Consider the following 1,361-nt stretch of genomic DNA (forward strand, 5'->3'; position numbering starts at 1 on the left):
GGTGACGGTCTCCGCTCCCTGCGCAAAGGGCAGGCCATCGTGCAAATCTCCCTGGTGAACGGCCAGTTCAACCCGGGAGGTGCCCGATGGCCTTGTCCCAGTCTGACCTACAACGCCTGCTGGAGTCACTACGCACGGCGGACGGGATCGAGCTCGTCCGCAACGTCGCCGAGCGCATGCTGCAAGAGCTGATCGAGGCCGAGCTCAGCGGCCGGATCAACGCCCAGTGGAACGAGCACACCGACGCCCGCACCGCCTTCCGCAACGGCCATCGGGAGAAAACCCTGGCCACCCAGGCCGGCGATCTGGACCTGGCGATACCGAAACTGCGCAGCGGCAGCTTCTTCCCCAGCCTGCTGGAACGGCGGCGCCGCATCGACCAGGCTCTGTATGCGGTCATCATGGAGGCGTACGTGCACGGGGTGTCCACCCGCTCGGTCGACGACCTGGTCAAAGCGCTCGGCGCGGACAGCGGCGTCTCCAAGAGCGAGGTCTCACGGATCTGCGGTGACCTGGACGAACAGCTCACGGTCTTCCGCGGCCGGCCCCTGGATCACAGCCGCTTCCCTTACCTCTACCTGGACGCGACCTACTGCAAGGTGCGCGTGAACCACCGGATTGTCTCCCAGGCCGTGGTCATCGCCACCGGCATCAGCGAGGACGGCGGCCGTGAGGTGCTGGGCGTGATGGTCGGTGACAGCGAGGGTGAGGCGTTCTGGAGCGAGTTCCTGCGCTCCTTGCGCGAACGCGGCCTGGGCGGGGTCCGTCTGGTCATCTCCGACAGTCACAGCGGCCTGGTGGCCGCGATCCGCAAGGTCATGCTCGGCGCCGCCTGGCAGCGTTGCCGTGTTCACTTCCTGAGGAATGTATTCTCCGTGATCCCCAAGGGATCCGGGGAAATGGTCGCGGCGACCATCCGCACCATCTTCATCCAGCCCACCGCCGAAGCCGTCCATCACCAGCTCGACGCGGTGGCCGACATGCTCGGGCAGCAGTTCCCCAAGGTCAGGCAGATGCTCCTGGACGCCAAGGAGGACCTGACCGCCTTCGCCGCCTTCCCCATCTCCCACTGGAAGAAGATCCAGTCTTCAAATCCCCTGGAGCGGATCAACCGCGAGATCAAGCGCCGCACCGACGTCGTGCAGGTCTTCCCCAACCCGGCCGCCCTCGAACGGCTGGTCACCGCCGTGCTCAGCGAGATGCACGACGAATGGATCGCCTTCCCCCGCCGCTACCTCTCCGAAGGCAGCATGACGGCCATCTACGCCGCCGAACACGCCGACCACACCACCCATGCACTCCCCAATACCCCGAACGCTACGCAGGATTGATCGCTTACACCATCACAGGGGACGTGACCC

1 protein-coding gene is annotated in these 1,361 nt (G+C 65.8%); it reads left to right on the forward strand.

The genetic code is table 11. The annotated features are described in order from the left end of the window. The first annotated feature begins 86 nt into the window (after positions 1 to 86). Positions 87 to 1,331: an IS256 family transposase gene (locus tag ACIHCQ_RS44595; RefSeq protein ID WP_399675101.1), complete on the forward strand. Its 1,245-nt coding sequence runs from the start codon at positions 87 to 89 to the stop codon at positions 1,329 to 1,331. Positions 1,332 to 1,361 lie beyond the last annotated feature (30 nt).

Source organism: Streptomyces sp. NPDC052236 (genome assembly GCF_044548015.1).
Lineage (GTDB): Bacteria > Actinomycetota > Actinomycetes > Streptomycetales > Streptomycetaceae > Streptomyces.

Bases quoted from the DNA above. Each gene is read 5' to 3' on its own strand.
- ACIHCQ_RS44595 (WP_399675101.1), top strand. From the start codon at position 87: ATGGCCTTGTCCCAGTCTGACCTACAACGCCTGCTGGAGTCACTACGC.